Here is a 23,076-nt window from a genome sequence, read left to right as displayed (position 1 = left end):
TCTAGCTGCTAAGCAAGAAAGGCAGCATGACGGCTCAAGCCGTCGCTACAGGGCCCGTACAATAGCCGCAAAGCTTTCCGCGTCAAGGCTAGCCCCCCCAACCAGTCCACCATCCACATCGGGCTGGGCGAAGAGCTCGGCGGCGTTGTCGGGCTTGACCGAGCCGCCGTATAGGATGGTCATATTCTCGGCGATCTCGCCACCGAACTGGTTACCGATCATGCGACGGATGTAGTCGTGCATCTGCTGCGCCTGCTCACTGCTGGCCGTCACGCCGGTACCGATGGCCCAGACGGGCTCGTAGGCAACTACTACTTCCTTTACCTGTGTCGGACTTAGGGAACCCAGGGCCTGTTCTACCTGCCTGCCGACCACCACTTCCTGGTTATTCGCCTCGCGGATGTCGAGCTTTTCGCCGCAGCAGTAGATGGGCTTAAGACCGGCGGCGATGGCCGCCACGATTTTGCGGTTGATGAGGTTGTCATCCTCCCCGGCGTACTCCCGCCGCTCGCTGTGGCCCAGGATCACGTATTCTACGCCTACGTCGGCTAGCATCTCCGCGCTTACCTCTCCGGTGTAGGCCCCCATGGGTTCCTGGTGCATCGTCTGGGCGGCCACGGCGTAGCCGGGGTGGTCTTTGAGCTGTGCCTTTACGGCCATGAGCTGAATCTCCGGCACGCCGAAGACTACGCGGGTGGGGGGGGTGCCTAGTTTTTCCAGGACAGCGCGCACGAGGTCGTTGCCCTGGCGGGGGGTGGTGTTCATTTTCCAGTTTCCGGCTACCATGCTGCGGCTCATAATATCTTATATTTAATTTGATTCTCTAATAGCTGGCGCAGCTCCGCTGTTACAGGGGGTTGAACCGCAGAGCGCGCAGAGTTACGCAGAGCCTCGTTCAGTCATACCTCTGCGTATCTCTGCGCCCTCTGCGGTTTTAAATGTAAGTTAGCACGGCTGCCACACTGCCCGAGCAAGTACGCTTACTTCCGCTTAGCCTCATTGCGCTCGATCGTATGCCCTGGGCGGCTCCACTTGATCCGCTGCTTCTCCGCAGGCGGGCCGGGGTCAGCAGTAGGCACCGGACGAGCCCCCTTAGCGTAAGCCGCCGTAGGCCGCAGCCCCAGCGCACCGAACAGCTCCATGTCCGCAAAGGCCTCTGGATTAGGTGTAGTCAACAGTTTATCGCCGGCGAAGATGCTACCGGCACCGGCCAGGAAACACAGCGCCTGCCCCTCGGGGGTCATGCTGGTACGGCCTGCGCTGAGTCGCACGGTGGTTGTGGGTAGTACGATGCGCGTCACGGCGATCATACGCACCATTTCGAAGATATTTACCGGTTCCTGCTCTTCCAGGGGGGTGCCCTCTACGGCAACCAGGGCATTGATGGGTACCGATTCGGGAACGGGGGTAAGACTCGCTAAGGTGAGCAGCATCTTCAGCCGGTCCTCGACGCTCTCTCCCATACCGATGATGCCTCCGGAGCAGACCGTCAGTCCGGCGCGGCGGGCGTTGCCGATGGTTTCCAGGCGGTCCTGGTAGCCACGGGTGGAGATAACCTCTTTGTAGTATTCCTCGCTGCTGTCCAGGTTGTGGTTGTAGGCGTAGAGTCCGGCGGCGGCCAGGCGCTCGGCCTGATTGGGGGTGAGCATACCGAGCGTAGCACAAACCTCCATATCCAGTCCATTCACGGTGCGTACCAGCTCCAGCACCTGGTCGAATTCAGCATCGTCGCGCACGTTTCGCCAGGCGGCCCCCATGCAGAGGCGGCTACTGCCCAGGCCCTTAGCGCGTTCGGCGGCGGTGCGCACCTGCTCTACGGAGAGTAGCGCATTCTCCTCAATGTCGGTGTGGTAGCGGGCGGCCTGCGGACAGTAGCCACAGTCTTCCGGACACCCCCCGGTCTTTATGCTCACCAGGCTCGATACCTGTACCTCATTGGGATCGTGGTGCTGGCGGTGCACCGTAGCGGCCCGAAAAAGCAGCTCCATCAGCGGAGCGTCGTGCAGCTCCCGCAGTTCGGCCAGCGACCAGGAAGCAGGGAGGGGAGAGGTCTGGACGGTCATAGGCCGGCAAATATAGGTACTGCCCCTCAGCCATCCGGCAAGCGGTACACGTACCACCACTTCTGGCGGTCGGCCCAGCCGAGTACGTTCACCCCGTCGATGAGTGCGGTACGGTCGGTGTACAGCAACTTGCTACCGGCCGGTAAGTCGGGTGGCTGCCGCGTATGTTCCACATAAAGACAGGGACCGGGGGCGGGGCCGCAGGTGCCTGCGGTATCGAAGGGTGGCTCAACAATCGTGGTACCGGAAGGCAAGTAATAGTGAGGAGTAGTCCCCTCGGCGGTGAAGAGTCGGGCGCCCGGTCCGGTTAAATTTGCACCAGCGGGAAACGTACGGTAGATGTACGCTGCTGGTCCGGTGCCGGAGTCCGCCCGGCGCACGACGACCGATAGCAGCAACACCATATTTACCCCGAGGCACACCCAGGCGGCTACCCTGACCCACCGCCAATGCCAAAATGGTCCGTAGCGTGCGGAGACCGCGCATGCTGCGCCCGCCAGTAGGATCGGCAGCAGGGGGATGAGTGGGAACAAAAAGCGGATGTCCTTACGGGCAAGCAGCATGTGTACCAGGACAAACAGCCCGACCATCCAGCTTACCGGGTCGCGGCGGTATACCCACAGGTAGACAATGGTGCCACCAAGGTACACCAGACCTAATGGCGGAATACCCCGTAGCACCACCAGCTCGAAGTACCCGTACCAGGGCAGGGTGCCGTAGCCGGCCGCGCGCCCCTCGATCAGGTTGGCGGCAAAGTAATGGTAGGCCGGTAGCGTCCACTCTCCGTAGAGCCAGTACGTCAGGGGGTAGGCGAGCAAGAGCACCGTGAGGCCCCCGGCTACTAGACGACCTAGCGCTATCCACGGTGCACGATGGATGAATACCAGCCACAGTCCAAACCCCACGACTAGCAGTCCGGCCTGGTAGCGGAAGAGGAAGGCCAGGCCAAAGCACACTCCACTCCAGAAGCTACTCCGGCCCCCGGCCGGGGTGTAGTGTCGATGCACCGACGGGGTACGGATAGGGTAGGTGATTAGGCCCAGTACCGCCGCTAGGCCCGACCAGTTCTCACTCGAAAATCTGACGCCACTGTAGTAGGCACACCAGTGGAAGAACAGGAGCACGATGAGGGCCGCTCGTAGACTAGTAGGTACAATACCCACGTACCGCCGGTAGAGCAGCACGGCTACCCCCAGGGTGAGCCCGGCCGAGAGCAGGCGAAGGAGAAAAGCTGCCACAAATGGATCTGCCGTTCCCACGCCGCCCAGTAGTCGGTAGATACCATAAGCTGCCGCGGGTTGTAAGGCCGGGCGCATCCGCTCCCCGTACTCCCACGGTAGCTCGTCCACCTGAGTGATACCCAGCCTGTAGGCGGCAAACTCGAGAATTTGGAAGTATTCATCCCCCTGGTGGTGTCCCGTCGAATTCCAGGCTGTGAGGGCAAGTAGTACGGCGGCGGTAATTACCCACTTACTCATGCGTCCGGCCTGAACGGCCTGTCGGAGCCGCTGGTACAAAATCGCTCCTGACCGGTTGTGGAAGCACCCTAACCAACTCCTCATTCAGCACCGGCTGACCGGCATCCACCCAGCAGCTGTACCAGGCCGACCCGACCGCCCGCACCGCGGCCCGAAAGCGATCCTCGACCATACCGTTCATAGCCTGAGACCAGGCGGCTGCATACTCGCGGCACTGCGTTCGTACCTCCCGCCCCAGGCGCTCCTCGACACAGAGTTGCTGATCGGACGAGAACTCCTGCCGCAGTCGGGCCTCCGTAGCAAGTACGCTATCGACTAGCGCATGGCTTTCGAGCACGATGTCCCAGTAGTAGTCGGCCGGGTCGGAGATGTAGTCCGCAGGGCCCACGAAATAGTCGTAGTTCGTGTCTGCAAACAGCTCCGGCAGCCGGCTCTCCCAGAAGGCGTGAATACCGAGCTGGTTAGTGAGCTGGCCATTGTAGTTTTCGGTGGTGTGCAACGGCACGTGGGCATCGCCAATGTAGTGACCGATCTCGGCGGCTAGCTGTAGTATACGGTCAGCATCACCCGCGACGAAGGCGTCGGTAAGCTGCCGGTGGTGACGCAGTAGGTGGTAGGGTAGAATGCCGTGCGCGGAGAAGTTATCTACCGGATAGACCGTTCCCACCGTGTCCGGAAAGTCCAAGCGGTGCAGGGAGTCCGTCACCACGGCCCGGTCAGCGTACATCGCAGGCAGCACGGCACTCTGCCACAGTCTGCGGTAGTCTGCGAGGGGGAGGTCGAAGCTGGTCGCACCACTAGTCAGAATTGCCTGATCGAATAGTACGGTATCCAGCCGCCAGTGGGAAGTGTCTCCTGCCGTATTGACCACATCCAGTCCACCCCGCCAGACAAGCGCATCCAGGTAGCTACGGGGTACGTCGTCAAAGGGAAGCTCCCCCCAGTGGTCCAGGTCGATGTAGTGGCGTACGGCCTCGTACTCGGTGGCGTAGCGGCGCTTATCGGGATCGACGGCGTGCTCGGCCAGGTAGTCCGCCTGCGGCCGGAAACCTACGCCAAGTTCGGGCGGAAGGGTGTAAACAGCCAGGCGGTTGATGCGGCGGTGGGCGAAGAAGCCCCAGGATGGGGAAGGGGATGGTTCGGAAAACGTTGCACCCGCGGCCCCGCCCAGGAGTACGATGAGAAGTGAGGGAAGAATGTACATGACGGGATAACTTAACGCGCGTAGCGGCGGCGACGGAGGATGTTGAACAGGAGGCCAAATACGGCAAGGAGTAGGAGAGGGACTGCCAGATTAAGGCTACGCCAGTACCCGGCCTCGGCCAGGGCGCGGTTCTGGTCGAGGAGGCGCAGACGTACCTCTTTGTTGCGGCTGTTGATAATGCCGGTGGGATCGAGGAGGTAGGCGATGGCATTGAGCATGAAGGTCTTATTGGCGTAGGGGATGCCGCTGAAGCGGTTGACGCCTAGCGTGCCGACCTCACCCCGGTTGCTTACGCTGTTAGCTAAGACGTCACCGTCGCTTACAACTAGCATGGCGGTGGGCACGGAGCGACTGCGGTACTCCCGGTCGCTGCGCCTCAGGAAGTCCCCGAAGGAGGAGCGCATGCGGTTGGCGTAGGGACTTTCAAAAGTGCCCTCCAGGACAAGCGCCAGGGGCAGATCAGCCCGGTTGAAGCGCTCCAGTTCAACGCTAAACTTCTGGGCGTCGAGGTCGATGACGGAGGGTACGGCCTGGAGCCGTGCGTTGTCGCTACTGGTCAGCAGGATAGTGCGGTTGAGGTCCGTGGCACCACCGACCTCCTCCAGTAGGGTAGGGTAGCGCAGGTCGACGGCGTCGATGTTCTGTACGATGGGCTGGTCCGAGGCGGGCAGGGCGGTGACGTGGTAGGGGAAGGGCACTAGGGTGAACCGCGGCCCCGTCGGCCCCTGACTGGTAGCTATTGGGATGGGACTATTAGCGAGGTCAAGCACCAGCTCAGTGCTAACGCGAAAGCCGTAACTGAAGAATAAATCCTCCAGTCCAGTAGTCCGGGCCTGGGGGATGGCCTCCCCCGTAGCCTGTAGGCTATCATAATCCATAGCTACTCCATCAATAGCCCAGATCACCTTGCCGCCCTGCATTACGTACTGGTCAAGCCGGAAGGCTTGCTCCGGCGTGAAGGGGACCGTTGGCTTAGCAACGATGAGCAGGTCGATCTGATCGGGCACCGTAGCTACGCTATCCAGGTACAGCGGCCCTACCTCATAGTCCTTACGTAGCTCGCTGACCAGGTCGGCAAACTGAGCCGGGGGCAGCTCGCCGTTGCCGAGGGTGAAGGCGACGGTGTATTTATCCACGGCGGTGAGGCCGGCGATGGCCCGGGTGAGGTTATACTCCAGTAAATTTTCCGCCTGGTTCAACTGCTGGGCCAGCGGCACGTCGGGGCGGGAGGCCTCCAACAGGGGTACGATGCGCTGCTGCTCGCCGCCGTACACGAGGGCGTAGGGATATACGGCGCGGGCGGTGCGCTCACCGGCCGACTGCTGGTAATCGGTGACCGGTACGATGCCGTCCTCAAACATCGCCTCCTGCCGCTGGCGCACCTCATCGGGGGTGCCTGCGAGTGGATCGGCAAACTCGAATTGGAGGTAGTCAGTATACCCGGCGAAGTCCTCCAGCTTCTCTTCCAGAGCGGTACGCAGGCGCTGGTAACCGGCGGGTAACTCCCCCGCGAGGAGGACGCGCACGTAGAGCGGTTCGGTCAGGTCCGTGAGCTGGTTACGGGTGTTGGTAGATAGCGTGTAGCGACGGTCCTCGGTAAGATCGAGGGCGGTGTACAGCCGGGTGCCCCCGAGGCGGGAGTGGGCCAGTACGTTCACCACCACGAGTAGGCAGAGTCCGAGGGCAAAGCGGAGCAGGGCCTGACGGCGGTATATACGTTCGCGTGGGGGCATAGGCGGTGGGAGGCGAAGATAAAGCGGCTCCCCGACAGAGTCCGGCGGCCGTTAATCCAGCTCGCATCCACGCGCGTTGTACCTTCGTAGCGGTCGCAAGCGTGGCGCTACCGGCCGAACTATGTCGATCACTGCACCCCTACGTATGAAGTTGCGCATTGTCTGTACCCTATTTCTTCTCTTCACCCTGCTGAGCTGCGGGGAGGATAGTAATCCCAACTACCAGGAGGAGGTTGCCCGCCCCGAGTTCTTTCACCGATCGGTGAAACAGCTTACGGACGTGATCGTCCACGATATTTTTTCTCCGCCGGTAGCGAGCCGTATTTACTCCTACTCTAGCATTGCCGGCTACGAGGCGCTGGCGGCGGGCGATCCCAGTCTCGAAAGCCTGGCCGGTCAGATTCCCCACCTGGCACCTGCGCCCGCGCCTCCTGCCGGACAGGAAATTGCCTACCCGATCGCTGCGGTAGCCGCTCAACTCAAAGTAGGCAAGAGCTTGATCTTCAGCGAGCCAAAGATGGATGAGTTTAAGGAGGAGCTTTTTCAGCAAGTGAGGGAGATCGGGGTACCGGAAGAAGTGTTTACCGCCTCGGTGGCCTACGGGGAGCAGGTAGCCGACCACATCATCGCCTGGTACGGCGGGGACATGTATAAGCAGACACGGACGTTTCCGAAATACTCGATCACCGATGATGAGACTAAGTGGCAGCCGACGCCGCCGGACTACATGGACGGCATCGAGCCGAGCTGGATGAAGATCCGGCCGTTTACGCTGGATAGCGCGAGTCAGTTCCGGCCACTGCCCCCAACGGAGTATAGCCTGGAGCCCGACAGTAAGTGGATGCGCGAGGTGAACGAGGTGTACACCGCCTTCACCGGTGTCGATGAGAAGGAAAGTGCCCAGCGGCAGGCGATTGCGCAGTTCTGGGACTGTAATCCCTACGTAAGCCACACGGTGGGCCACCTGATGTTTGCCACCAAAAAGATCACCCCCGGCGGTCACTGGGTCAACATTGCCGCGATCGCGGCCAAGAAAGCAGATGCCGATTTCACCCGCACGGTAGAAACCTACGCCCTGGTCAGCATGGCCATGTACGATGCCTTCATTAGCTGCTGGGAGGAGAAGTACCGCTCGAAACTGGTGCGGCCGGAGACCTTCATCAACCGCCACGTGGACCAGGAGTGGCGGCCGCTGCTACAGACGCCGCCCTTTCCGGAGCACACCAGTGGTCACTCGGTGGTGAGCCGGGCCTGCGCCGTGGTACTGACCGATTTGTACGGGGATAACTTTGCCTATGACGACGATAGCGAGGAGGAGTACGATCTGCCGACGCGAAATTATTCGAGCTTTTTGGCGGCTAGCGAGGAGGCGGCCATCAGCCGGCTCTACGGGGGTATTCATTACCGACCCTCCATCGAGTACGGGATGACGCAGGGGGAGGCGGTAGGTAAGCACCTACTCTCGCGCATCCACACCCGGTCCAAGATCACCGAGGCGCGGGGTGGCGATCTTACTATCAAACGGTGAACTTCGCGCTGCTGCTCATCGGGCAACTCATCCTGTATTCTCTACTGATGTTAGCCGATGAGTATGCCGGCACCCTGCTGGCCGCCATCCTCGGTGCTATCTGCTTTGCGATCTGGGGGCTGAGCCACGTGACGGAATGGGTGGAGCCCAGCCGGGTGAGCCGCTCGTACTATACCTATCTGGTGACGGGTTGGATTGCCCCGGCCCTGGCCCTGATCGCCTTCATTGCCCTGCGCGGCGGGATTGGCTGGCTGTGAGGCGAACATGTCCGGTCGCCACCGGCTTGACTACAACGTATGAAGCGTTTGATCTCCTACTCCCGGGGCCGGCTCTCTGCCTTTGGGTACGCCTTTCGGGGGGCGTATGACCTGCTGCGTAACCACGCGCCGTCGAAGATCCACATGGCGGCCTTCGTGACGATGATCGGCCTGTCGTGGGGGCTGGATTTCCCTCTCTGGAAATGGGTCGTGGTGTTGCTGTGCTCGGGAATGGTACTGGCCGCCGAGGCGCTAAATACGGCCGTGGAGTACGTGGTGGACCTGGTGAGCCCGGAGTATAACATCCTGGCCGGTAAGGCTAAGGACGTGGCGGCGGGGGCGGTGTTGTTTACCGCGGTGTTCTCCGGCATTATTGCTCTGTTGTTGGTATATGACTCAATGTGGGGGGGAGGTTAGTGGCGCAGCTTCGCTGCTATAGATAAGTGAACCACAGTGTACACCTGCCCTAATAAGTCTTAGTCATCCGCTCCGGCACGAGGATCGTATAGTCAGCCTTGCCGACATTTTCCTTGATCAACCCATCCAGGTCGGTCTGTTCCAGGGTGGTGAGGGTCACCACCCGCAACTGCGGTTTATACTGCCGCAGGTACCAACTGATGCCCTCGAAGTTGTCGCTGTGGTAGCTCCCATTGATGTGCAGGAAGGGCCACCCTTCTCGAACATTGCGGGCAATGAACCAGGCCATGGTAGCGTCCTTGATGGCCTGCGCTTTGGGGAAGTTCTCACCGGCGTGGCCGGGTCCCTGTCCCGGCATTAGCATCGCTTGATACCCCGGTAGGTCCGCATCGTAGGGTGGGGGAAGCGGGGGAAGCAGCGCCTGGTCCTCCGCCGGCAAAGACTGTAGTACTACGAAGCCGCGCTGGAAGACCATCCGGGCGTACTCCCGCGGCGTATTGGTAGCGTATACCCGGGCGCTCTGCTGCCGGGCCTGCTGGAGGAGCGGTAGGTAGTCCGTATTGAAGTTCGGCCACAGCCCACCCACTGCACTATCGAGCTGCTCTACGGTGAGGCTATCGGACATAAACCTATCGAGGGCGTCCTGCTCGTCGGTTTCGAACATCTCCAGGCCTAGATCGTAGGCCCGGAGGTCGCCGGCCACCACGAGCTCCAGCCAGTGAGCGATTGGGTTATTGTGGTACTCACCAAAGAGGATGACATCCGCTTCCTGCAGCTCGCGCAGCATCTTTTTGTAGGATACTTCCTTTCCGCTTTTCCCGAATAGTGCGTAGGCCTGGGGTACCGACTGCGACCATAAAGTGGTACTCAGCAGTAACCAAAGCATAATTTGGTATGGCATGGCCCCAAAGCTACGAAGTTCGTCAGGGTACCGTTTCGTTTCCAGACTAAAGGTGCAGCACCACCAAAATGTACGCCGTGAATCTAGTACGGCATCTCCCCACCCGTAACGCCCATCACCTCCCCGGTAATATAGCTCGCCTCCTGGGAAGCAAGGAGTACGTATACCGGCGCGATCTCTACAGGCTGCCCTGGCCGACCTAGTGGGGTCGTACTGCCGAACTTCTCGATCTTATCCTGGGGCTGTCCGCCCGACGGCTGTAGCGCGGTCCAGAACGGACCGGGGGCTACCGCATTGACGCGGATGCCCTTTTCGGCCACCTGCTGGGCCAGGGCCTTGGTGAAGGCTACGTTACAGGCCTTGGTCTGGGCGTAGTCCAGCAACGTTGCCGAGGGGTCGAAACTCTGCACCGAGGCGGTATTGATGATGGAGGACCCGGCAGTCATGTGCCTGAGGGCTTCTTTCGTGATCCAGAACGGGGCGTACACATTGACCTTGAAGGTATTGTCGAACTGCTCCGTAGTGAGATCGCTGATGGACTTCTGGGCCGTCTGCCGGCCGGCGTTGTTAACCAGGATGTCGAGTCCGCCGAGCTTGCCTACGGCAGTAGTCACTAGCTCCTTGCAGAATGATTCCTCGACAATGTCTCCGGGTATGGCTACGGCCGTGCGCCCCTCAGCCTCGATCAGTTTGATGACCTCCTGGGCGTTCTGCTCCTCAGTGGGCAGGTAGTTGATGGCTACATCGGCCCCCTCGCGCGCAAAGGCGATGGCGGCGGCCCGGCCGATACCGGAATCTCCGCCGGTGATCAATGCCTTACGGCCTTTAAGCCGGCCGAAGCCGACGTAGCTCTCCTCACCGTGGTCGGGCTCGGGGTCCATCTTATTGACCGAGCCGGGTCTATTTTGCGGCTGCCGGGGAAAGGGCGGGCGCGGATACTGGGTAAGGGGATTTTGCTTCTCGAAGCGGTTAGTTAGTTTGTCTGTTGCACTCATGCCCCCGTTAACCAGACGTTTTTCTCAAATGTTTGCTAAATACGGATGACTTTACCTACACTTACCACCACGGCCTACTTTCCTCCGTTGACCTGGTTTGTGCATGCCCTTACCGCCGGCAGCTGGCAGTGGGAGGCCCAGGAAACCTACCAAAAGGGCGGCTGGCGCAACCGTTGTCGCATCCTCACGGCGAACGGTCCGCTACTCCTATCCGTGCCACTCCGGGGCGGCAAGCACCAGCAGATGCCCATTCGCGAGGTGCTCATCGATGCGCGCCCGGACTGGCGGCGGCAGCATGCACAAGCCATTCGCTCAGCTTATGGCCGCTCTCCCTATTTCGAGCACTATGTAGAAGTGGTACTACAACTACTTCAGCAGCAGCACGATACGCTATGGGACTATAACCTGGCTATCACCAGAGGCATAATTCAACTTTTAGACCTCCCGCTCTCGCTAAGCTTAACCACCTCATTCCGGGGCGGGGCCGCGGGTGCAACGCAGGTGGAGGGGGGAGGGGGCTTAACTTCGTACCCCCAGGTATTTGCGGACCGTTTCGAATTTGTGAACGGGCTTTCCGTGCTGGATGGGCTGTTTTGTCTGGGGCCGGAGTTGAGCACTACCTTTACCCCATGGCAAACCTAATCGACGCCGGCCTCCAGGCTGACCGCGCCCGGCTGGAGGAGATCATTAAGCGACTGCACGAGTTGACCATCCGTATCGGATACGAGGACATGGCCCAGACCGTGAGCGATCTGCGCAACCGCATCTTCGAGCCCTTCATGTTCGTGATCGTGGGGGAGGTGAAGGCCGGTAAGTCGAGCTTCGTCAATGCCCTCCTGGCCACGGGGGAGGAAATCGCCAAGGCCGCCCCACAGCCCATGACCGACACCATCCAGCAGATCATCTACGGGGAGGAGCGCCGCGAGGTGACCGTGAACCCCTACCTGAAAAAGATCTTTCTGCCGGTCGAGATCCTCAAAGAAATCGCCATCGTGGATACCCCGGGCACCAACACCATCGTGGCCCACCACCAGGAGATCACCGAGCAGTTCATCCCGGCCAGCGACCTAATTGTGTTTGTCTTCGAGGCTAAGAATCCTTACCGGCAGTCGGCCTGGGACTTTTTTCAGTACATCCACGGGGACTGGCGGAAGAAGACCATCTTCGTACTACAGCAAAAGGACCTGGCTACGGAGGATGAGCTAGCCGTCAACCTCGCCGGCGTGGCGGAGAAAGCGACCAAAGAAGGTATCGAGCATCCCCGGGTATTTGCCGTTTCCGCTAAGCTGGAGCAGGCCGGCATGTACGACAGTGGGTTCGAGCCCCTGCGGCAGTACATTGCCGATCATATCACCGGCGGCCGGGCCCCCCGCCTGAAGCTTACCAATAGCGTCCTCACCGCCCAGACGATCAACGGGCGCATCGCCGACGGGCTGCTCCTGCGCCGGAGTCAGTTTGAGGCCGACACCCACTTTCGCCAGGACATCCAGGAGACCCTTGAGGAGCAGGCCGGCCAGAGCAACAAGCAGGTCGATCTGATGGTCGAAAACCTACTGCTGACCTACGACAACATTACGCGCGAAAAGCTCACCGAGCTGCGCAGCGGACTGAGCATGTTTGGCCTCGTCAAACGCAGCGTCGCCTCCACCTTCGGCAGCACGCCGAGCGCCAAGACCTGGCTGGAGCACCTGGCTCGTGATCTGGAGACCGAGCTCAACGATAAGTTACGCGCACGTCTGAACGAAAACGTCATCGACCTGGCCGAGAGCATCCAGCAAATGGTCAAGACCATCGACCTGAAGATCCGCAGCAGCCAGACCATCCTGAGCAATGACCACGAGCTGTTTTCCAGCATCGCCGAGCGACGGGAGAACGTGCTGCGCGACCTACAGGATCAGTTTAATCGCTTCGTAAGCAGGACGGAGAACTTTACCGACGAGGCGCTCTTTGCCGACCGCGAAAATTTGGCCCCAAACCTGGCGGCCGGAGGAGGTATTGCCGCGCTGGGGGTGATCCTAATGGCGCTCAGTACGCTGCCCGTACTCGACGTGACCGGTGGAGTCCTCACCACGGTAGGCGTGATTTTCGCCGGCTTCAGCACCCGGGGCAAGCGCCGCCGCATCGTGGAGAGCTTCGAGCAGGAGATCGCTACCGGCCGCAACCGCCTGGCTACCGAGCTGGAAGAAAAACTGAAGGCCTACATCACCACCCTGCGCCGGCGCATCGAGGCCAACTTCGGCCGTTTCGACGAGATGCTGGACCGGGAGCAGAAGAACCTGCTCATCCTGGAGGGGACGCACGCGGAGGTAGATAAAGAGCTGGCTGAGCTCAGCGAGACTATCTAATGCGCTACTTTCTGCTCGACAAGCCCTACGGCGTGCTGAGTCAGTTTACCCGGGAGGTGCCTACTCACCGGACGCTGTCCGATGTATATGACTTTCCGCCGCACGTCTACCCGGTCGGCAGACTGGATCGCGACAGCGAGGGGCTGCTGCTCCTGACCGACGATACCCGCCTTAATCACCGGTTGCTGCAGCCGGCCCACGGGCACCGGCGTACCTACCACGTGCAGGTCGAGGGCGCGGTCGGGGAGGAGACCACGGCGGCACTTGCGGCTGGCGTGACAATCCGCCTAACGGGCCGGGAACACCGTAGTCGACCGGTGGTAGTCGAACGGATTGCACCTGCGTACCCGCCCAGAGTGCCGCCCGTACGGGAGCGGAAGTACATCCCAGATACCTGGCTGGCCCTTACGCTGACGGAGGGCAAAAATCGCCAGGTGCGCCGGATGTGTGCCGCAGTAGGCCACCCCGTACTGCGGTTGGTTCGCTACGCCATTGGCGAGGTGACGCTGGCTGACCTGGAGGGGCAACATGTGCGGGAGGTAGGGGTTAATTGGCTGAGTCAGCGGCTCGGATTGCTGAAATAACCTACTTTCGAACCCTTACTAACGGTACCGATGGAACGATTTCGTAGAACGGTGGAACACTCGGCTTTCGGCGTCTGCGCCTGGCTGGGGGACAAAATGGGCATCCCGCGGGCGCGGGTCCGGACCTACTTTATTTACCTTTCCTGCCTGTCGCTGGGGTCTTCTTTGCTCTTTTACTTCTTCGCGGCCTTCTGGCTCAACGTGCGCAACTACATGCGGGAGGGCCGGCGGCAGATGGGCTGGTAGATTGGTAGGGTAATTATGTACACCCCGCCTACCGCTACATTACTGGCCTGGTCGGAGCGCGTAGGTGAGGCTGCAGCGGCCGGCCAGCCCTTCTTTTTTTCTGCTCGATTTTGAGCTTCAACGGCCACGTTTTTTCACGGAGCAGGAGTGGCTGCGGCCGGGTAACCTAGCCTTTGATTTTCCCGGGCGGCCCGACCCTCAGCCCGAAACCACGCGGGTCACCCAGCTCACGGCACGGACCATAGCAACCCAGCAGTACCGTGAGGCTTTTGCGCTTGTCCAACGCGGGTTGCAGCGGGGAGATAGCTTTCTGACCAATCTGACCTTTCCTACGCCGATTGCGCTGGACGCGGACCTGGGGACGGTCTACCGCGCCGTAGAGGCTAAGTACCGGGTGCTGCTACCGGATGAATTCGTCTGCTTCAGCCCCGAAACCTTCGTGACCATTGACCCCGAGGGGTACATCGCCACGAGTCCGATGAAGGGGACGGCAGCGGATACCCCGGCCGACCGTGCGGCCCTGCTCAGCGATCCTAAGGAGATAGCCGAGCACGCCACCATCGTGGATCTACTGCGCAACGACCTGAGTCAGGTAGCGCGCGGGGTACGGGTGACCGACTACCGCTACCTGCTGGCTACGGAGCGCGGCGGGGGCGCACTCGTGCAGACGAGCTCCGACATTGGAGGACAGCTACCCCGGAACTGGCGGACTACCCTTGGAGCGACGTTGCTGCGACTCCTTCCGGCCGGCTCGGTGAGTGGAGCGCCGAAGTGGGCCACCCTGCAGTTGATCCGCCAAGCGGAAGGACAGGACCGGGGGTACTACTGCGGAATCGCGGGCTATTACGACGGGCAGCGGCTCGATACCTGCGTCCTGATTCGCTACATCGCCCACCGCGGGGGCAGGTATTTTTTTCACTCCGGGGGGGGAATCACCGCCCGGAGCGACTGGGAACGGGAATACCAGGAGATGAATGCGAAAATCAGATTACCGCTGCGGGCCACCCAGTGACGGAACTACTTCACCTATTCCGCCACCTACTTATCTTGCCGCCCTTCGCTAAATGTCGTAATTTTTGTCCCTTTCGAGTCCTATTCCCCCCCTACTGGAGACTATTCGTCTTGTTGATGGAACCGCCCCGCTGCTTGACTTTCATCAGAAGCGGGTAGAGCGTTCACGCAGAGCCTATTACGGGAAATTGCCCGCATTCAAATTAGCGGATGTACTGGATAAAATTGATCTACCCCCTAGGGGTACGCATAAGTTACGCCTCATCTACGCTAGCGAACTAAGCAGTTACCAGATCACTCCCTACGAGGTGGGAGTAGTACGTAGCCTCCGCGTCGTAGCGGGTGATGGACTGCACTACGGGCGTAAGTACGCAGACCGTCAGGGCATTACCGACCTGTACGCCCAGCGGGGGGAGTGCGACGACATCCTCATCGTACAGCGGGGATACCTTACGGACACGAGCTACGCCAACATTGCCCTCTACGATGGATCGCAGTGGTACACCCCCGCCTGGCCCCTGCTGCGGGGTACGCGCAGGGAACAGTTACTGCAGGCCGGAGTGCTTCGCCCGTCTGTGATCCGGCTACGCGATCTGCAGCAATTCGAGTGTATTCGGCTCATCAACGCTATGCTACCCTGGGGCGAGGGCCCTAGGGTGGCTACCTCGGCCGTGCGGGGGGTACACCGGTTATTGGGCCGTTAGGACATTTTACCCCCTGCGGTCATTGAACTAATGGGGCGTTATGTAAATTAGGTGGCAAAACCCTTCCCAACTTGAACTCAATAAACGAGGAGGCGGACCGCGGTCCGCTTGGTATAGCGATCATCGGACTCGGTGGTGCCGTAGCCACCACCGCCGTAGCCGGCACACTACTCATTCAGCGCGGTGAGCAGGGCACGACCGGTCTACCGCTCGCCGAGCACAGCGATCTGGACCTTACCCCCTATACCGAGCTGCACTTTCGGGGTTGGGACCTTTACGACGACAACCTACACGCCGCGGCTAAGCACCACCGGGTACTCGACCGGGAGCAGCTTGACGCCGTCGAGAAGGATTTACAGAAGATGCGCCCCTGGCCCGCCATCAGCAACCGCAATTACTGTGAGGGGGTAGTCGGGGCCGCCGATAGCACCGAGACCCACCGCGAGCTGGTCGCCGATATTCAAAACCGGCTACGGGAGTTTGCCGCCGAGATCGGTGGCCGCGTGGTAGTGATCAACCTAGCCAGCACCGAACACGCTATCGACCCCAAGGAAAATATCTACCAGTCGGTGGATGCCTTCGAGCGCGGCGTGGAAGCTAACGATACCTCCATCAGTCCCGCCATGCTCTATGCCTACGCCTGCATCACCGCCGGCGTACCCTACGGTAACTTCACCCCCAGCCGCGCCGCCGATATTCCGGCGCTGCGTAAACTCGCTAACGAGCGTAACGTACCCGTAGCCGGTAAGGACGGCAAAACGGGTCAGACCTACATCAAGACCGTTCTGGCGCCGGCCCTGCGCGCCCGCGCCCTGCACGTGGACGGGTGGTTCTCGACCAATATCCTCGGCAACCGCGACGGGGAGGCCCTGCGTACGCCTAAGTCGCTGGAGAATAAGATCACCACGAAGGGCGACGTGCTCACCAACTGCCTGGGTTATCCCGTGGAGAGCCACCTCGTGCGGATCAATTATTACAAGCCCCGTGGCGACGATAAGGAGGCCTGGGACAACATTGACATTTCCGGGTTTCTTGGTCAGCGCATGCAGATTAAGGTGGACTTCCTCTGTAAGGACAGCATCCTGGCCGCTCCCCTGGCCATCGAGATCGCTCGCTGTTTGGATCTTGCCGGCCGCCGGGGTCGGGGCGGGGTAGTGGAGTCGCTGGGCGTATTTTTCAAGGCCCCCATGACCCGGGAGGGCGGGGAACCTAACCACAACTTCGCCGAGCAACAACTCGAGTTACTCCGCTGGCTTCACGAGACCGATGCCATGGCATCGCACAGCGCCCCTACACCGGCCTCCGATACCGTCACCGCCTGATCGCCGATGTCGCCGACCCTCGATTTAGTACGTACCGCAGCTTTGCTGACCGAGCTGCAGGACCTGAAACGACTGCACCCCGCCCACCTGCCCCATAGTATCGCTACGGAGCTGTTTTGCGAGGCCTGGATGCGAGTTTTGCGGGGAGACGATACGACAGCGGTGGCTTTACGTACTACACTGGTTGCACTGATCAATGTACTGTTTCCGGGAGCGGATGAGCGCTTCTTCACGGTGGCCGGAGTGGATGAAACTGAGATAGCGGAGGTGCTGCACAACGCGCTACGCCGCACCGGTGGTAGGGTCCTGGAGGGGCAGTTGTACGATCGACTTGCGACGGGGATTCCCGACCTGGCGCAACAGTTCGCCGGTCACGCCGAACAGGTGCACGAACACCTTCCCGAAGCCCTCGTGGTGCTCTGCGACCAACCGCGAGCCGGCGCCACGCATCCGGAACTGCCCCGCTTGGTCCTAAGCCCGCCGGAGATGCACTCCGACCACTGCCTGATGGCGGCCGTCTACGCCGTGCTCTTTGCCGAGCAGTACGGAGCTGATCCGGGCACGGCCTTCCTGGGCGCGCTGGCCCATCACCTGCACAATGCCTACCTACCCGACTGTGGCTACGCCGGAGAGCTCTGTCTGGGCCGTCACCTTCAGCAGGTTATCCAGAACTGCCGGGCGGAAGCGCTCGCGCAGTTCCCGTCGCAGTTGCGGCCCCGCATCACGGAGGCACTCTACCACCACGAGCGAATTGACACGCCGGAAGGGCTGGCCATCAGTGCCGGGGACGTGCTCGACCGGGTCATCGACGTGAAGTGGCGAACGCGCGCCGCTGCGGTCACCGATCAGGATATCCTGGGTGAGCTGGACCTGGTACACCCCGGTCCACTCAAGGATTTCCAGACCGAGCTGCTAAGTGCCACCGGCTTATGGGGGTAGTGCTGTGTAGCCCCACGAACGGCCGCCCCCTGGTGCCGCGGGGACCGCAACTGCTCAGCGACGGGGAACGACTGTGGCCCGTGGTGGAGGGCATTGCCTACTTGCGGACCAAGGAAGAACTGCGCCGAGCCGTAGTCGAAGCCCTACAGGCTGACCGGGAGGGCCAGGCATTGAGGTTGCTACTGGCGGATCAGGATCGCTTCAGTCCAACTAGTCCACCGGATACTGCCGCGTTGAATACTTTACTAGGTGCTGGGCAGGAACTGACACTGCGCCGGGCTATGGCGCTGCTCAATTTCGGCCCGGTTGCGGACTATTTCACCTACCGTTGGTCCTCGCCAACCTTCGTGGGGGGCCTCCGATTGCTGGAGCTAAGTGTGCCCAATCGCGGCGGCCGGGTGGTCGAGTATGCCTGTGGCATTGGCCATTTTTTACGGGAACTGGAGTCGATGGGCGTCAGGACCGTAGGCGTAGACATTGTGTGGGCCAAGCTCTGGCTGGCGCGTCGGTTTATGGGGGTAACCGGGACCCTGATCTGCGGTGATGTGGAAACTGGAACGGTGGTCGGGCCGGCCGAGCGGTGCACCGTACTCTGTCACGATGCCCTGTACTTCTTTGAGCACAAGCAGTCGGCGCTCGACAACATGCGTCGCGTAGCGGCCGGGGGTAGGGTAGCAGTGGGGCACGTGCACACCCGGCTCGACCAGCACCGGGTCGGCTTTGCCGAGACGCTCGCTGTCTATCGCCAGTTGACCCCGGGCACTATTGAGGACGACCGCTCGTACGGTACCGCCTGGTTCACCGCGGGTTTACCAACCGCGGCGACCCAGCACAGCAGTGCGGTAGCCTGGATGGAGGGAGACCCCCTACCCACCGCAGAGCAGTTGCACTTTGGGCCCGCACTAAGTGACCTTCAACAGAATCCCCTACTGGCCCTGGGGGAGGTACGCTGGCCTACGCGGGGATGGCAACGGGAGTACCAGGAGGACGCCGCGCACATCGGTCCGTATGCGCTTACGGATCTTGTGGCCGACCCCCTGGTGCAGCAGCTTACAACCGGCTCCCGGCAGGTAGGCGACCTCTGCGAGCAGGAGCGCCTTTCCCTCTACCGCCGCCAGGCGCTGCTTAACCTACCCCCCCGATGGTGACCCGCTTTGGTATCGTCGGCTTCGGTTGGGTGGCGCAGGACTACATGCTGCCCGCCCTGGAGGCGCACCCGCAGACGGAGCTCTGTGCCGTGGTCAGTGTGCGGAAAGAAGACTTTGTGAACCTGCCCGGTGGGGTGCGTCCTTACACCTCCGTCCAAAGTATGCTCGCCGCCGAAGTACTGGACGCCGTGTACGTAGCCTCCCCCAATTACCTCCATCCGCAGCACGTGGCGGCCTGCACCACGGCGGGACTCGACGTACTCTGCGAGAAACCCCTAGCCCACACCTATGCCGCTGCCGAGGAGCTTGGGCGGGCGGTGCGGGCGGCGGGGGTGCACTACGCCACGGCCTACGATCAGCGCTACCACCCGGCCCACCGGCTGATGCGCGACTGGGTGGCGGCGGGAAGGTTGGGTACCATCACTCAGGTGCGTCTTGACTACGCCTGCTGGCTGCCCGCCGGCTGGAGTGCCGACAATTGGCGCATCGACCCCGCACGGGCCGGCGGCGGGGCCATTATCGACCTGGCACCTCACGGACTCGATCTACTAGAGCTGCTGCTCGGTCAGGCCATCGTGGACCTACAGCTTTTCCAGCAACGCGCCGTGCAGGATTACACCGTAGACGACGGCGGCGTGCTCAGTATGGCGTTTCGGGGGGGTGCACTTGGCGTGCACACGGTTGGCTATAACCGTCCGGAGAGACTACCCCGCCGCCGCATCGAACTCATCGGCACCGAGGGCATGCTCACGGCCGAGAATACGATGGGGCAGGACCCCGGCGGTACCCTTACCTTTTTCCCGGCGGCACAGCTGGGCGGCGGAGCACAGGTGCTGCCCTTTGATGGAACGACGAGCCCCTTCTACCTGCAGCTCGATACCTTTCTGCGCCAGCGGCAGGGGCTCGCTACCTATCCGCAACGTACCTTGAACGACGATCTCCGGCTCGCGAAACTACTCGACGATGCCCTGGCAGCAAATCCTACCCTATGGCCCTGACGCACTACGCTTGTACCCACTGTGGGGGCTGGATCCTCTGGTTCGCTAGCCGCGAACCCGTGGCCTGCCCCAATTGCACTGACGTAAGAAACGCGCTGCCGCAGGACGATTTTACCTACCTACCCATCGCAGAGGCTCCGGCGCAGTTTTCTACTAGGTGGCAGGAAACCCTACCGGGGCTCTGGGAATTCTGGACCACCCCGCAGCTCGGCCTGGGCTCCCACGGCTGGCTGCTACAGCGGGAGGCAGGCAACATTGCCTTCGAGGCCGCGCCGTTCTACGATGAGGCCTCGCGCAAGCAGCTAGAGGTACTGGGCGGCATCCAGGTCCTGGCCGCCTCCCACCCCCACGGGTACGGGGCGCTCTGGCAGCTACAGGAATTCTTCGACCCCGAGCTCATCATTCATAAGGACGATCTGAAGTACACGAAGGCCTTTCGGGTCAATCACCCCATCGACGACTTTCACGCCATTGATGCGGAGCACGAGATGCTGCGGCTGGGGGGGCACTACGAGGGGCAGACCGCCCTGTACGATCACCCCCGCCGCATCCTTTTTCTGGGCGACGCTCTCAAGATCGACTTCGATGCCGCCGGGAGGCCCGTTGCCCTGAGCTGCCACAAGGGCTACCACTACGCCATCCCACTGACGCGCGACGAACTCTTGCACTACCGCGAGGTGTTCGGTCGCTTTGATTTCGCCCACGTCTGTACCCCCTTTGAATTCGGCCGGGGGGTGAACCAGGCTCTGGCTACCGCACTTATCGATTACCTACTAACCCATGGCATCCACACCAGCCCGGTGCCGCTAACAAGCCTCCATGCGTATGTCTGATCAGCTGGACCGTGCCCTCTCTGCCTACCGAAATTCCCTGCCCCACGGCACTTATGAAACCCTACGCATTGACGGGGCCGATTACTTGGGAATCCCGATCTATAACGTCGATCTGTTCACGCCGGATAGCTACTACAGTGGCATCGGTTACGGAGCCAACGAGACCGAGGCCCTGGTGGGCGCATACGGCGAGCTTGCGGAAGACTGCCACCTGCAACTTTCCTTTCCCGAACTGCCCATCCGGGAGGCTAGCTACGGGGAGTTGGTACACGAACACGGGAAGGATGGGGTGCTTGATCCGCTAACGCTGGTCCTGCCGGCCGGATCCCCGTATACTACGGATTCCCGCCTACGCTGGGTGCCGATTGAGCGGCTGCGGGATGGGGCCCGGGTCTGGTGTCCGGCCGAGTTCGTAGTGAGCGGTGACTGGGAGCTTCCGGACTACGGCAATAAGCTGACGACCTGTATTTCCAACGGCACCGGAGCGGGCGATACCGAGGAGCGTGCCATCCTCCACGCCCTGCTCGAGCTCCTGCAGCGCGACGGCAACGCCGATAGCTTTAGGGCGCTGGATCGCGGTCGGGTCATCGATCCCGCTACCGTGAGTGAGTCCGTGCGGGAGATCATCGCTTACCTCAGAGGCAAAGGCCTGGATGTCACGCTCAAGCTGGCCCGGGTAACCTGTGGCTGCGCCAGCGTTTACGCGGTTGGCGATGACGTAAGCTCCGATGCCTTCGGACTAAGTGCTACGGCCTGCGGAGAGGCTGCCGACCCCGACATCAATAGGGCCTTGCGCAAGGCGGTGCTCGAATGCGCCAGTAGCCATAGTCGCAAACGCTTCAACAATCTACCCTTTCGGCGACTGGATGGCGATGTGCCCGATGACTATTTCGACCGTATCCGGGCAGCAATCGACCTCGACACCGAGGAGGAGCGGGCACTGCGTGCCATGGTAGAGTTTGTCACCTCCGATAAGTCCGTCGTACGGCAGCGGCTGGCGGGTAGTGTCTTTAGCCACCGCGAAACCGTCGCCGCTACCGATCTTCCGACGCTGCCGCAAGCGGAGGTGCCCGAGCGATTGCAGTACGTGCTCCGCCATCTAGCCGAAAACGGTATGGAACCCTACGTGTTCCGTGCCGCCACCGCCGGCCCCGACTGCCACGCCGTGAAGGTGGTGGTGCCGGATATGGAGATGGAGTTTGGTAGTTACCAACGCATTGGCCACCGCGGCGTACAACGGCTGCTGCACGACGACCCCTTTAAGTTGCTGAGCCGTGCGCCAGCAGCGGGCTGCGCGCGCATTCGACTTACGGATCAGCGGGAGCGGGAGTTAGGGGGGCCCTTCTACCTCAACACCGCCCGGCTCGATGCGCTGATTGAGCCGCTCTACGGACTGTACCGGGAGCCCACCGCCCACGCTGCTCCCATAGCCCTGGAGGAAGACTACTTTGAGAGCAAATCTATCATCGCATGAAACTGCGTTACGCGTATAACACCAATGGAGCGGCGCACCACAGGCTTCCGGACGCCCTACGACTGATTGCCGAGGCTGGCTACGACGGAGTTGCACTCACCCTTGATTGGCACCACCTCGACCCCTTTGGCGAGCGCTGGCAGGCCGATACCCACAACGTCCACCGTCTCCTGGAAGAGCACGGGCTCAGCGTAGTCATCGAGACCGGTGCCCGCTACCTGCTCGATCCCAAAGAGAAGCACGAGCCTACCCTTATCAGTCCCCTGCCCCAGGACCGCGCCCGCCGAATAGCCTTTCTCAAGCGGGCCGTCGATATTGCGAAGCTCCTGCACGCCGAGACGGTTTCGTTCTGGGCCGGCGTGCGTAAGCAGGCCGTCGCCGAAAAAGAAGCTTACCACCACCTCGGCGAGGGGCTTTTGAAAGTAGCCGATTATGCGGAGCAGGAGGATGTCCACATTAGCCTGGAGCCGGAACCCGGCATGTTCATCGAAACCAATGCCGACTACCAGCGCCTGCTCGATACCCATCCCTCCCTCCAGGACAGCCTTCACCTGGCGCTCGATCTCGGCCACGTCTGGGTCACCGGTGAGGACGATCCCGCCCGGGCCGTACACCGCTACGCCGACCGCCTCGGCACCGTATCCATCGAGGGCATGAACCAGGGCCAGCACCTCCACCTGCCCCTCCACGAGGGCGACATGGCAATTAAGCCGCTGTTAGAAGCCCTACATGATGTTAGGTTCGACCGCCTGGTCTGCGTAGAGCTGAGTCGCGAAAGCGTGCGGGCCCACCACGCCATCCCGCAGAGCATTGCTTATCTGCGGGAGGTGGAGGAGTCGTTGGATAGGTGATTCGTCGCTGTTTGCCTACTTGACCGAACGCGCAAAGGCCCCAAG

The 23,076-nt window shown here is 61.3% G+C and carries 23 protein-coding genes; 16 read left to right on the top strand and 7 right to left on the bottom strand.

The annotated features are described in order from the left end of the window. Positions 1–45: 45 nt before the first annotated feature. From tpiA to gldG, 5 genes are all read right to left on the bottom strand, one after another. Positions 46–798, bottom strand: coding sequence for a triose-phosphate isomerase (gene tpiA / locus ACOOHD_RS05175; RefSeq protein ID WP_420460507.1), 753 nt, complete (start codon positions 796–798; stop codon positions 46–48). Between the two features lie 182 nt (positions 799–980). Further along, the gene (gene bioB, locus ACOOHD_RS05170; protein ID WP_420461405.1) at positions 981–1,988 is read right to left on the bottom strand and encodes a biotin synthase BioB; all 1,008 of its coding nucleotides are present in this window, start codon (positions 1,986–1,988) and stop codon (positions 981–983) included. A 101-nt stretch (positions 1,989–2,089) separates the two neighbouring features. Further along, positions 2,090–3,541: a hypothetical protein gene (locus ACOOHD_RS05165; RefSeq protein WP_420460506.1), complete on the bottom strand. Its 1,452-nt coding sequence runs from the start codon at positions 3,539–3,541 to the stop codon at positions 2,090–2,092. After that, a complete protein-coding gene (locus ACOOHD_RS05160; protein WP_420460505.1) occupies positions 3,534–4,745 on the bottom strand; it encodes a zinc dependent phospholipase C family protein in 1,212 nt (403 codons plus the stop codon). The genes ACOOHD_RS05165 and ACOOHD_RS05160 overlap by 8 nt, the downstream gene beginning before the upstream one ends. Before the next feature lie 11 nt (positions 4,746–4,756). Further along, positions 4,757–6,478 carry a gliding motility-associated ABC transporter substrate-binding protein GldG gene (gene gldG, locus ACOOHD_RS05155; RefSeq protein WP_420460504.1) on the bottom strand — a complete coding sequence of 574 codons (1,722 nt, stop codon included), beginning with the start codon at positions 6,476–6,478 and terminating at the stop codon, positions 4,757–4,759. Positions 6,479–6,623: 145 nt separating this feature from the next. Between gldG and ACOOHD_RS05150 the strand changes: the two genes are divergently transcribed. From ACOOHD_RS05150 to ACOOHD_RS05140, 3 genes are read left to right on the top strand one after another with little or no spacing between them, the layout of a single operon-like run. Further along, positions 6,624–8,006, top strand: coding sequence for a vanadium-dependent haloperoxidase (locus ACOOHD_RS05150; RefSeq protein ID WP_420460503.1), 1,383 nt, complete (start codon positions 6,624–6,626; stop codon positions 8,004–8,006). Beyond that, positions 8,003–8,263, top strand: a complete 261-nt coding sequence (locus tag ACOOHD_RS05145) for a hypothetical protein (protein WP_420460502.1) — start codon at positions 8,003–8,005, stop codon at positions 8,261–8,263. The genes ACOOHD_RS05150 and ACOOHD_RS05145 overlap by 4 nt, the downstream gene beginning before the upstream one ends. Positions 8,264–8,302: 39 nt before the next feature. Next, a complete protein-coding gene (locus tag ACOOHD_RS05140; RefSeq protein ID WP_420460501.1) occupies positions 8,303–8,680 on the top strand; it encodes a diacylglycerol kinase family protein in 378 nt (125 codons plus the stop codon). A 49-nt stretch (positions 8,681–8,729) separates the two neighbouring features. On the opposite strand, the gene ACOOHD_RS05135 is transcribed toward ACOOHD_RS05140, so the two are convergent. Both ACOOHD_RS05135 and ACOOHD_RS05130 read right to left on the bottom strand, forming a co-directional pair. Next, complete coding sequence (locus ACOOHD_RS05135; protein ID WP_420460500.1) at positions 8,730–9,581, bottom strand: ChaN family lipoprotein; 852 nt, start codon at positions 9,579–9,581, stop codon at positions 8,730–8,732. Positions 9,582–9,664: 83 nt separating this feature from the next. Further along, a complete protein-coding gene (locus ACOOHD_RS05130; protein WP_420460499.1) occupies positions 9,665–10,576 on the bottom strand; it encodes an SDR family oxidoreductase in 912 nt (303 codons plus the stop codon). A 45-nt stretch (positions 10,577–10,621) separates the two neighbouring features. Here ACOOHD_RS05130 and ACOOHD_RS05125 point away from each other — a divergent pair, with 45 nt between their 5' ends. From ACOOHD_RS05125 to ACOOHD_RS05065, 13 genes are all read left to right on the top strand, one after another. Further along, positions 10,622–11,218: a WbqC family protein gene (locus tag ACOOHD_RS05125; RefSeq protein ID WP_420460498.1), complete on the top strand. Its 597-nt coding sequence runs from the start codon at positions 10,622–10,624 to the stop codon at positions 11,216–11,218. Further along, complete coding sequence (locus ACOOHD_RS05120; protein WP_420460497.1) at positions 11,206–12,921, top strand: dynamin family protein; 1,716 nt, start codon at positions 11,206–11,208, stop codon at positions 12,919–12,921. Before ACOOHD_RS05125 ends, ACOOHD_RS05120 begins: the two co-directional genes overlap by 13 nt. Further along, entirely contained in the window at positions 12,921–13,505 is a 585-nt protein-coding gene (locus ACOOHD_RS05115; RefSeq protein ID WP_420460496.1) for a pseudouridine synthase, read from the top strand. The genes ACOOHD_RS05120 and ACOOHD_RS05115 overlap by 1 nt, the downstream gene beginning before the upstream one ends. A gap of 30 nt (positions 13,506–13,535) precedes the next feature. After that, entirely contained in the window at positions 13,536–13,751 is a 216-nt protein-coding gene (locus tag ACOOHD_RS05110) for a PspC domain-containing protein (RefSeq protein ID WP_420460495.1), read from the top strand. A gap of 64 nt (positions 13,752–13,815) precedes the next feature. Next, a complete protein-coding gene (locus tag ACOOHD_RS05105) occupies positions 13,816–14,763 on the top strand; it encodes an aminodeoxychorismate synthase component I (RefSeq protein ID WP_420460494.1) in 948 nt (315 codons plus the stop codon). 187 nt (positions 14,764–14,950) lie between these two features. Beyond that, entirely contained in the window at positions 14,951–15,466 is a 516-nt protein-coding gene (locus ACOOHD_RS05100) for an aminotransferase class IV (RefSeq protein ID WP_420460493.1), read from the top strand. 71 nt (positions 15,467–15,537) lie between these two features. Continuing rightward, the gene (locus tag ACOOHD_RS05095) at positions 15,538–16,788 is read left to right on the top strand and encodes an inositol-3-phosphate synthase (protein ID WP_420460492.1); all 1,251 of its coding nucleotides are present in this window, start codon (positions 15,538–15,540) and stop codon (positions 16,786–16,788) included. 6 nt (positions 16,789–16,794) lie between these two features. Then, on the top strand, positions 16,795–17,727 hold the full coding sequence (locus tag ACOOHD_RS05090; protein WP_420460491.1) for a hypothetical protein: 933 nt from the start codon (positions 16,795–16,797) through the stop codon (positions 17,725–17,727). Then, positions 17,718–18,875, top strand: coding sequence for a class I SAM-dependent methyltransferase (locus tag ACOOHD_RS05085; RefSeq protein ID WP_420460490.1), 1,158 nt, complete (start codon positions 17,718–17,720; stop codon positions 18,873–18,875). Before ACOOHD_RS05090 ends, ACOOHD_RS05085 begins: the two co-directional genes overlap by 10 nt. Next, positions 18,869–19,873: a Gfo/Idh/MocA family protein gene (locus ACOOHD_RS05080; RefSeq protein ID WP_420460489.1), complete on the top strand. Its 1,005-nt coding sequence runs from the start codon at positions 18,869–18,871 to the stop codon at positions 19,871–19,873. The genes ACOOHD_RS05085 and ACOOHD_RS05080 overlap by 7 nt, the downstream gene beginning before the upstream one ends. Beyond that, positions 19,864–20,706: a hypothetical protein gene (locus ACOOHD_RS05075; protein ID WP_420460488.1), complete on the top strand. Its 843-nt coding sequence runs from the start codon at positions 19,864–19,866 to the stop codon at positions 20,704–20,706. Before ACOOHD_RS05080 ends, ACOOHD_RS05075 begins: the two co-directional genes overlap by 10 nt. Further along, the gene (locus ACOOHD_RS05070; RefSeq protein ID WP_420460487.1) at positions 20,699–22,180 is read left to right on the top strand and encodes a YcaO-like family protein; all 1,482 of its coding nucleotides are present in this window, start codon (positions 20,699–20,701) and stop codon (positions 22,178–22,180) included. Before ACOOHD_RS05075 ends, ACOOHD_RS05070 begins: the two co-directional genes overlap by 8 nt. Continuing rightward, positions 22,177–23,031 (top strand): sugar phosphate isomerase/epimerase family protein, encoded by an 855-nt coding sequence (locus tag ACOOHD_RS05065; protein WP_420460486.1) that lies wholly within the window; start codon positions 22,177–22,179, stop codon positions 23,029–23,031. The genes ACOOHD_RS05070 and ACOOHD_RS05065 overlap by 4 nt, the downstream gene beginning before the upstream one ends. Positions 23,032–23,076: the final 45 nt, after the last annotated feature.

Source organism: Neolewinella sp., assembly GCF_965214665.1.
Taxonomy (GTDB): Bacteria; Bacteroidota; Bacteroidia; order Chitinophagales; family Saprospiraceae; genus Neolewinella.
This window is presented reverse-complemented; position numbering and strand designations above follow the sequence as displayed.

What these genes read in the sequence shown, in the direction of transcription:
- tpiA (WP_420460507.1), bottom strand. Translation starts at nt 798, where the DNA reads ATGAGCCGCAGCATGGTAGCCGGAAACTGGAAAATGAACACCACCCCC.
- bioB (WP_420461405.1), bottom strand. Translation starts at nt 1,988, where the DNA reads ATGGAGCTGCTTTTTCGGGCCGCTACGGTGCACCGCCAGCACCACGAT.
- ACOOHD_RS05165 (WP_420460506.1), bottom strand. Translation starts at nt 3,541, where the DNA reads ATGAGTAAGTGGGTAATTACCGCCGCCGTACTACTTGCCCTCACAGCC.
- ACOOHD_RS05160 (WP_420460505.1), bottom strand. Translation starts at nt 4,745, where the DNA reads ATGTACATTCTTCCCTCACTTCTCATCGTACTCCTGGGCGGGGCCGCG.
- gldG (WP_420460504.1), bottom strand. Translation starts at nt 6,478, where the DNA reads ATGCCCCCACGCGAACGTATATACCGCCGTCAGGCCCTGCTCCGCTTT.
- ACOOHD_RS05150 (WP_420460503.1), top strand. Translation starts at nt 6,624, where the DNA reads ATGAAGTTGCGCATTGTCTGTACCCTATTTCTTCTCTTCACCCTGCTG.
- ACOOHD_RS05140 (WP_420460501.1), top strand. Translation starts at nt 8,303, where the DNA reads ATGAAGCGTTTGATCTCCTACTCCCGGGGCCGGCTCTCTGCCTTTGGG.
- ACOOHD_RS05135 (WP_420460500.1), bottom strand. Translation starts at nt 9,581, where the DNA reads ATGCCATACCAAATTATGCTTTGGTTACTGCTGAGTACCACTTTATGG.
- ACOOHD_RS05130 (WP_420460499.1), bottom strand. Translation starts at nt 10,576, where the DNA reads ATGAGTGCAACAGACAAACTAACTAACCGCTTCGAGAAGCAAAATCCC.
- ACOOHD_RS05125 (WP_420460498.1), top strand. Translation starts at nt 10,622, where the DNA reads ATGACTTTACCTACACTTACCACCACGGCCTACTTTCCTCCGTTGACC.
- ACOOHD_RS05120 (WP_420460497.1), top strand. Translation starts at nt 11,206, where the DNA reads ATGGCAAACCTAATCGACGCCGGCCTCCAGGCTGACCGCGCCCGGCTG.
- ACOOHD_RS05115 (WP_420460496.1), top strand. Translation starts at nt 12,921, where the DNA reads ATGCGCTACTTTCTGCTCGACAAGCCCTACGGCGTGCTGAGTCAGTTT.
- ACOOHD_RS05110 (WP_420460495.1), top strand. Translation starts at nt 13,536, where the DNA reads ATGGAACGATTTCGTAGAACGGTGGAACACTCGGCTTTCGGCGTCTGC.
- ACOOHD_RS05090 (WP_420460491.1), top strand. Translation starts at nt 16,795, where the DNA reads ATGTCGCCGACCCTCGATTTAGTACGTACCGCAGCTTTGCTGACCGAG.
- ACOOHD_RS05085 (WP_420460490.1), top strand. Translation starts at nt 17,718, where the DNA reads ATGGGGGTAGTGCTGTGTAGCCCCACGAACGGCCGCCCCCTGGTGCCG.
- ACOOHD_RS05080 (WP_420460489.1), top strand. Translation starts at nt 18,869, where the DNA reads ATGGTGACCCGCTTTGGTATCGTCGGCTTCGGTTGGGTGGCGCAGGAC.
- ACOOHD_RS05075 (WP_420460488.1), top strand. Translation starts at nt 19,864, where the DNA reads ATGGCCCTGACGCACTACGCTTGTACCCACTGTGGGGGCTGGATCCTC.
- ACOOHD_RS05070 (WP_420460487.1), top strand. Translation starts at nt 20,699, where the DNA reads ATGTCTGATCAGCTGGACCGTGCCCTCTCTGCCTACCGAAATTCCCTG.
- ACOOHD_RS05065 (WP_420460486.1), top strand. Translation starts at nt 22,177, where the DNA reads ATGAAACTGCGTTACGCGTATAACACCAATGGAGCGGCGCACCACAGG.